This is a genomic window from Streptomyces mutomycini, assembly GCF_001700505.1.
In the GTDB taxonomy this organism is placed as follows: Bacteria; Actinomycetota; Actinomycetes; order Streptomycetales; family Streptomycetaceae; genus Streptomyces; species Streptomyces mutomycini.
Map to the genome: position 1 here is coordinate 1 of NZ_MAPV01000306.1, position 6,960 is coordinate 6,960.

Consider the following 6,960-nt stretch of genomic DNA (forward strand, 5'->3'; position numbering starts at 1 on the left):
CCTTCGCGCATCAGTGGCGGTCCCTCACTCACCAGGCTCCCGGCGACGACGTCGAGTGCGACGTCGATGCCCTCCGGGGCGCGGCGCGGGCGCTCGTCCTACACGTGGGGCAGCGCGGCTCGCACTACGGCCCGCGCGGATGATCGAGCGCTGCCGACTACGGGCGGGAGAGACCGTCCTGGTGTCGGGGCCGTCGGGCGGGTCGGCATCGCGCTGATCCAGATCGCCCGTGCGCGCGGTGCGAGGGTGCTCGCCATCAGCAGCGGATCCAAGACCGACACGGTGCGCGGGGCGGGCGCGCACGAAGTCGTCGACCGCGCACGCGACGTCGCCGAGCAGATCCGCGCCGCCGCCCCGGAGGGCATCGACGTCGCACTCGACGTCGTCGCCGGGAGCCTGGTGAGTGAGGGACCGCCACTGATGCGCGAAGGCGGCCGGTGGGTCGTCGCCGGTGCGCTCGCCGGGTACGACGTGACCTTCGACGTGCGCCGTCTCTACCTGCACAACCCCCTGGTGATCGGCTCCGCGATGCACACGCCCACGCACTTCGCGCTCCTGATGGACCTGGCCCGTCGCGGCGGGATCCAGCCGGTGATCGCTGCGACGTTCCCACTGGACCAGGCCGCTCGGGCGCAGGAAGAGCTGGCACGCAGGGGGCATGTGGGGAAGATCGTCATGCATCCCTAGGAGTTGGGGAGAGAGACCGGGTGTTCCGGAAGCTGCCTCCGCCCTGCTTGGACGTCGTTTCGCATGGCGTGATCGTTCGTTGAACCGGGCATGACGGATCTAGTTGAGCGGTTGTTGCCGGAGCAGTTGTGGATGCTGTTCCGGCGGGTGGTGCCGCCGACTGAGATGACCCGTCCGGCACACCTACGCGCCACAGGTCGTTCGGACCACGCTAGAGCGGGCGATACGTCTGGTACTTGCCTTCCAGCGACGTGGCCGCCGCATCAGCTACGTCCGTCCGCGGACCTGCCTCACACCTCTCCAAGTATGCGCGGACCCGCTCACCTGGCCATCCGGCTGCTGCCGCTGCCGCCCAGAAGCGCAGTCCATCGTGAGAGTTCAGCGGCGCAAGAAAGTCGAGGATGTAGTCGACGGTCTCCGGCTCCGGCACCGCGCGCAGCATGGCGATAGCGCGGAGGGCTCCGTCGGCAAGCATGGGCGTTCCGCTGTCCAGGCACCATCGCACCGGGACTGAGACTCCCTCTTCCGCGCTGCGCAGCCGCACGATCGAGTCGCCAAGGGCGACATACACCATCGTCGCTTCCAGGGGCCGCTGAGCCAGATCACTCAGGAACGGGACCGCTGGCCGGTGATCGCATGCTCCGAGTGCCATGGCCATCTGGTACTGGGTTTCCCACGTCCGCAGGTCGAGAACCTCGCGCTGGAGAGCCAGCAACAGCGCCGGGCCAGCGGCCGTGACAGCGAGTTTGCGCAGTCGTTTCGCAGCCGCACGTCGCTTCGCCGAGGACCTGTCGTCAAGCTGAGCAACCGCCTCGTCCAACGTCAACACCGCGTACGCCTCCTGATGAGATCTAATCGAGCGGCAACGCTAGGTGCTGCCACTGACACTGAGCGGCGGGCGATGGCTTCGGCCGTCAGACAGCCATAAGAAACGACGTCTCAAAGAGCGTTTTGTCCAGGCAGGGGTGTTTGGTAACGCCGACCAGCCAGTCAAGGTCTGGGAGGTCACGTCGACGCGGTTGGGGTGCGCTGAGCCTGCTGGGGTCGATGTCAGCGCCGGGTGAGAGGATCGCGTTCATGCCTCTGCCTCAGCCCGATGATCTGACGTCGCTGATCCTGCGTACCGACTTCGGTGACGACGGGGCCTGGGATGCGGTGCGTACCGCACTCGACGCTGCTGGCGAGTATCCCCATGCCACGTATGTCAGCGACGTTCGCTTCGCTGCCGTGGATGTCCAGGCGCTGCTGGACGAAGAAGCTGCTGCGGAAGAAGACGACCGGATCATCGACTTGTTCCTTGCGGACGCGACCACGATGGACGATCCGGATCACCCTCTTTTGGCCGTGGACCTGTCGGACGAACCTGGGCGAACGTTCAGGGTTCCGGCTCAGTGGTTTCCTGACGTGTCAGCCAACCTCAGCATCGCCAATATGGACTTTGCGGACTTCGCCGATGCCGCTGATGGATCAGGAACCTTCCGCGGCTTTGACGGGGGCTGAGGCCTCTCTGCTGAGGCCCGTCCGGGGTGAGCTATGTGTCGCGCCAGTTCAGCGTGGCTTCACGCGTGAGTCTGCGGCTCATCAGGTCGATCATCGCGATGCGGATCATGGCTTCGGAGCGGTGCGGGTGGGTTTCGTAGTCGCGGGCGAGGCGGCGGTGGTGCATGAGCCAGCCGGTTTCGCTCGACGACCCAGCGCCGCGGAATCACTTTGAAGCCCTTCTGGGCGGGGTTGCGGCGGGTGACCTCGACGTCGATGCCCAGGCGGGCGCCGTGGTCGATGACCTTGGTGCGGTAGCCGCTGTCGACACACGTTTCGACCGGCCGAAACGAGGCTGTCCACCTCCCGGCGGACCTCCGCGGACAGCCGGCCCCACAAGGCGTTCTCCATACCTGCATCGAATCCCACGTGCCACCCTCTCGAGCGGCCGTGACCTACTCAACTTCGCCGCCTTATCAAACGCCCCTGGCGGAACGAGACGCTCTTTGACTCTCACTACCATCGACACCAAACCGAGAGATCGCACCTTGATTCCTCACGCCTCGTCAAAGACCTCGAGCAGGCGCTCGTACGCCAGTTTCGGCCGCAGGGCCGCGTCCCACGGCAGGGAATCGGCCGTGCGCGGAGGATAGATCTTGGTGTCGGCGGTGGAACCGTACCGGTCGGTGAATCCCCATGTGGAGAACGATGTGCAGTTCGGCTCCTCCAGGCAGACCCGCAGCTTGCCCGCCATCTCGTCAGCCTGGGTCTGCCGCCCGTCCTCCTCGTCCTCACCTATGGGGACGTCCATCTCCGACACCCGCGCCTGAACCCCGAGCTCCGCCAGATCCCGCACATGGCTGCGGAAGGTCTCCGGGTCGATGCGGTCGCCGGGTGCGTACTCATGGTTCTGGAAACCCACGCCGTCGATCGGTACGCCGCGTTCCCTGAGCCGCTTGACCAGATCGTAAAGGGCGTCCCACCGCTCGCCTTCCTCCTCGACCCCGTACTCGTTGAGGAACAGCCGTGCCTTCGGATCGGCCCGGTGGGCGGCCCTGAACGCCTCGTCGATGTACTCCTCGCCCATGGCCTCGAACCACGGGCTCTGCTCGGAGCGCAGACCGAGATCCCCGTTGGTGTAGCTCTTCTCGTCGTCGGACATGGGCTCGTTGACCACATCCCATTCCGCGACTTTTCCCTTGAAGTGCCCGGCGACCATGGCGATGTGCCGGAGCATGGTCCGGCGCACCTCCTCGGGGTCGTCGTTCTCCCGCATCCAGTTGGGCAGAGCCTCGTGCCAGACGAGGGTGTGCGCGTGCACCTTCATGTCGTTTGCGCGGGCGAAGCGTACGAGTAGGTCCGCGTCGCGGAAGTCGTAGACGCCCCGGCGTGGGTGGAGGAACTGTGGCTTGAACGCGTTCTCCGGAGTGAGCATGGAGAACTGGCTCCCCGCGAGCGCCCGGTAGCGGGAGTCGGTGAGCAGCGGGTTCTCGGCCAGGGCGGCGCCGACGTCGAACGGCCGCCCCACGTCTGCGGCCCGCGCACGCAGCGAGTCGTCGGACTGCTCCTGGCGTAGCTGCGGCGCCTTGATCACGCGGAGCGAGTCACCGCTCTCTGCCCGCGCGATCAGCTGCGTCAGACGCCATCCCTCGCGGCGCTCGTCTTCGCCCGCGTCCGCCTCCAGACCGAACCAGACAGTGCCCTCGGCGAACACCCCCGGGTCCTGCACGGTTCCCAGCCGCCGCCCGTCGGCTTTTACGCGGAATGTGTCACCGATGCTCGACACGGCGAGCGTCACCGTCCCGGAGCAGCCGCAGTCGAAATCCTTGGAGGTGGCCGGCTCATCGCCCCCGCCGTCCCATATCTGTACCTTCACTTGTCCGGCGGCGGTCACGCCGACGCGGAGTGAGGGCCGCTCCTGCCGCCACTCGTCGTAGATGACCGGTACCCGTCCGTACAGCCGCAGCCATGAGTCGCCGTCATCGTCACCCACACCGGACATGCGCGCGGTGACGGTGAAGTCGCCATCGGACCTGAGATGCGGGCCGGCCAGGTTCAGCGGGGGGTTGGGCTGGCCGCCGGAGGAGTCCTGCTCCACGATGTGCCGATCCGATGCGCTGACCCGCAGGATGTCGTTCCGCGCGGTGGTGCCCGGCATCTGCGTCCAGTCGTGGTTCCGCAGCAGGTCTTCGTCGTTTCCGCCGCCCGCGCCTTCGCCCTGCCCCGTACACCCGGCCGCCACCGCCATGACGAGCACCACGGCGGTCAGTCGCTGCCACGTCCCCCCACCAAGGTCCACGGTCCCTCCCACTCTCTTGTTCGAGACGAGATCAACGTCTCGAAGCCGGGCCACAGTTCATCACGCATGAGGTACGGCGGCCTTGTGGGGCACGTCCCAGCTCGTTCGGCGGAGCGGGCCCGGATCGTTGCGGCCTGCGCGGAAGGCGCATCAAACACGCGTGTGCCAGCGAACTTCAGGGTATCCACGGAGACGGTACGCAAGTACGCTCACGGTTCGCTGACCGGCGGATAGTGGGACTGGCGGACGAGCCGCGGCCGGGCCGCCACAAGTCAGAACTGGTACTCAGCGAGGTCGAGCGTACGGAGTTGACGCGCTGATCGTGACAGGCGATGACGACCGGGCCGGGATCGGCGCCAGGGCTGTTGGTGTCGACATAGGTGATGCACTGCCTGCACGCCGACACCACGCCTGACGAGAAAGCCAAGCAGGCTCGGTGCCATCGCAGGCTCCTGCCCTCTCCGGCCGCGGACAGCCGGTCCCACAAGGCGTTCTCAAAACGCTCTTTAAGCCTCGGGAGGTCATCCATCCCCGGGCAAGCGCTGCAGGCCCAGGCCGGGGGCCCTTCGGCCTGAGCCGCGCTCTCCGAGTTGATCGACGATCTCAGGATGGTTCCGTGGTGAGTCGGCGACAGCTGAATGCGCAAGCCCACGAGTATCGAACCCACTTGGCATCGGTTCGAACAGGACGGTCCATAGAGTGGTCTGATGATCTCGACCATCAGGCCACTTGAACTGCTCGTGCTGGTGCCGGTGGCACTCCTCGTCCTCTGCTTGCCGTCGGTCGTCGCCTACCGCAGAGGAGTGGAGCGCCTGGGCCTCGTCATCATGGTCAGCCTGATCGGTGCCGTCACGGGCGTGTTCTGGTTCGTGGCCCTGGTCATGGCGCTGTCGATGCGCACCCGCGGCCACGTGCCGACGCTCCGGCCGAGCGACTGAACCGGCCTGCGGGCTCCCTCCTGGGGTCACGCCTCAGCTGCCGCTCAGCGGCGAATCCCATGTGCGGTCGTGCCGTGGCCTGCCCATCAGGTGGGTGAGCAGCTTCTTCGCCGTGTTCGGCGCAGTGTCTTGTGGGGCGCCTGCGGCAATCAGGGCGGCGCTGACCCTGGCGGGCCCTGTCTCCGGCACGTCCAAGTCGTCGAGCAGGGGAAGGGCCAGCAGAAGGCGGGCGGCGGAGTCCTCGACACCGTCGGCCGCAGGGTCGGGGCTGTCGGCCATGCGGACCAGTTCGTGCCAGGTCAGCCCGGTCCCGGTGAACCCTCCCTCCCAGCCGGCGACCTGCTGCGCGTGGGTCCGGCCCGGGTGGGTGAGGAGGTAGTCGATGCCGTAGTCGCCCACCAGGTTGCGGTAGACCACGACCGCTCCGGGGCCCTCTGCGGCGGGTATTCGGAACACCGGCCAGCTCTCGGGATCGAAGAGGATCTCGGCGACGGCATCGGTATCGGCGCCGTCGTCGCCGAACCACTCCGGAACGGGCCGCTCGGTGCCTGTGCCGGTACCGCACGTCGCCATGAGGTGGTTCGACCAGAAGCCCGGCCGGGCCAGCATCGACTCCCCGGCAACCAGAGGGCCGTCGTCGTATCCCTTGATCAGCACTCTGTGAGCATTTCACCGGCCACCGACACGGCTCGACGCGGGCTCGGTGCGGTGGCCCCCCACCCCAGAGCCGACGGTTCCAACCCCTTCGGGTTTGACGGCAGCTTCGTCCTCGGAGCGCACGGTCTGATTCTCGGCCGCATGTCCGGCCACTGGCTGCAGCGGCGAGTGCGGCAGCCGAGGGTCTTGGGAGCGGGCAGACGGCGACCCGTTCATGTCGTTCCCGCTGACGGCTCCGGAGCCCGTGCCCGGGTGTGCCGAGTGCGACCGACTCGTGTGCGCCGAGAGGTCGGCCGGCAGGCAGGCCGACCTGTCCGGGGCCACGGACGAGCGGGTCAGGCTTCGCCTGCACCTGGAAGCCGCGCACGGTGTCCCGTCCGGCGGGCTCCGGCGGTGACGAGCCGGCCACCGGGACGCGGAAGGGGCGGAACGCGATGCGTCCCGCCCCACATGACCGTCGTACGCCCCTACTTCACCGGTGTGAAGTCGCGTGCCCCGATGAATTCGGGGCGGCGGACGGGAGCCGCGAAGGGTTCCTGTGCCGTGTTGTCGACGCTGTTGAACACGATGAAGACGTTGCTCCGTGCGTAGGGGGTGATGTTGTCGCCGGAGCCGTGCATGGCGTTGCAGTCGAACCAGGTCGCCGAGCCGGCCTTGCCGGTGAAGAGCTTGATGCCGTGCCGGTCGGCCAGCTTCGTCAGTACCTCGTCGGACGGGATGCCGGCGTCCTGCATCTGCAGGGACCGCTTGTAGTTGTCCTTCGGTGTCTCACCCGCGCAGCCGACGAACGACTTGTGGGAGCCGGGCATGATCATCAGCCCGCCGTTGGTGTCGTAGTTCTCGGTCAGCGCGATCGAGACGGACACCGTCCGCATGTTCGGCAGACCGTCCTCGGCGTGC

General features: G+C 67.3%; 6 protein-coding genes and 2 pseudogenes. 3 read left to right on the forward strand and 5 right to left on the reverse strand.

The features are described 5' to 3' along the window. Positions 1–139: 139 nt before the first annotated feature. Positions 140–687: pseudogene (locus BFF76_RS29975) on the forward strand (zinc-binding dehydrogenase); the annotation flags it as partial. Between the two features lie 211 nt (positions 688–898). Here the strand turns inward: BFF76_RS29975 and BFF76_RS29980 are convergent. Continuing rightward, complete coding sequence (locus BFF76_RS29980) at positions 899–1,516, reverse strand: hypothetical protein (RefSeq protein ID WP_053930734.1); 618 nt, start codon at positions 1,514–1,516, stop codon at positions 899–901. Between the two features lie 248 nt (positions 1,517–1,764). Here BFF76_RS29980 and BFF76_RS29985 point away from each other — a divergent pair, with 248 nt between their 5' ends. Continuing rightward, positions 1,765–2,187 carry a DUF6924 domain-containing protein gene (locus tag BFF76_RS29985; RefSeq protein WP_141695700.1) on the forward strand — a complete coding sequence of 141 codons (423 nt, stop codon included), beginning with the start codon at positions 1,765–1,767 and terminating at the stop codon, positions 2,185–2,187. 31 nt (positions 2,188–2,218) lie between these two features. Here BFF76_RS29985 and BFF76_RS31930 read toward each other — a convergent pair. After that, positions 2,219–2,507 (reverse strand): annotated as a pseudogene (locus BFF76_RS31930) (transposase); the annotation flags it as partial. 215 nt (positions 2,508–2,722) lie between these two features. Next, positions 2,723–4,465, reverse strand: a complete 1,743-nt coding sequence (locus BFF76_RS29995) for an endo-1,4-beta-xylanase (protein WP_065849483.1) — start codon at positions 4,463–4,465, stop codon at positions 2,723–2,725. A 707-nt stretch (positions 4,466–5,172) separates the two neighbouring features. On the opposite strand from BFF76_RS29995, the gene BFF76_RS30000 reads away from it, so the two are divergent. Beyond that, positions 5,173–5,403 (forward strand): superinfection immunity protein, encoded by a 231-nt coding sequence (locus BFF76_RS30000; protein ID WP_053930737.1) that lies wholly within the window; start codon positions 5,173–5,175, stop codon positions 5,401–5,403. A 33-nt stretch (positions 5,404–5,436) separates the two neighbouring features. Here BFF76_RS30000 and BFF76_RS30005 read toward each other — a convergent pair whose 3' ends face one another. Together BFF76_RS30005 and BFF76_RS30010 are read right to left on the reverse strand one after the other, a co-directional pair. Further along, positions 5,437–6,060: a hypothetical protein gene (locus tag BFF76_RS30005; protein ID WP_065849484.1), complete on the reverse strand. Its 624-nt coding sequence runs from the start codon at positions 6,058–6,060 to the stop codon at positions 5,437–5,439. Between the two features lie 467 nt (positions 6,061–6,527). Beyond that, positions 6,528–6,960, reverse strand: a 433-nt coding sequence (locus BFF76_RS30010; RefSeq protein WP_208604894.1) for a phytanoyl-CoA dioxygenase family protein, incomplete at its 5' end; no start/stop codon positions are given.

Bases quoted from the DNA above. Each gene is read 5' to 3' on its own strand.
- BFF76_RS29985 (WP_141695700.1), top strand. From the start codon at position 1,765: ATGCCTCTGCCTCAGCCCGATGATCTGACGTCGCTGATCCTGCGTACC.
- BFF76_RS30000 (WP_053930737.1), top strand. From the start codon at position 5,173: ATGATCTCGACCATCAGGCCACTTGAACTGCTCGTGCTGGTGCCGGTG.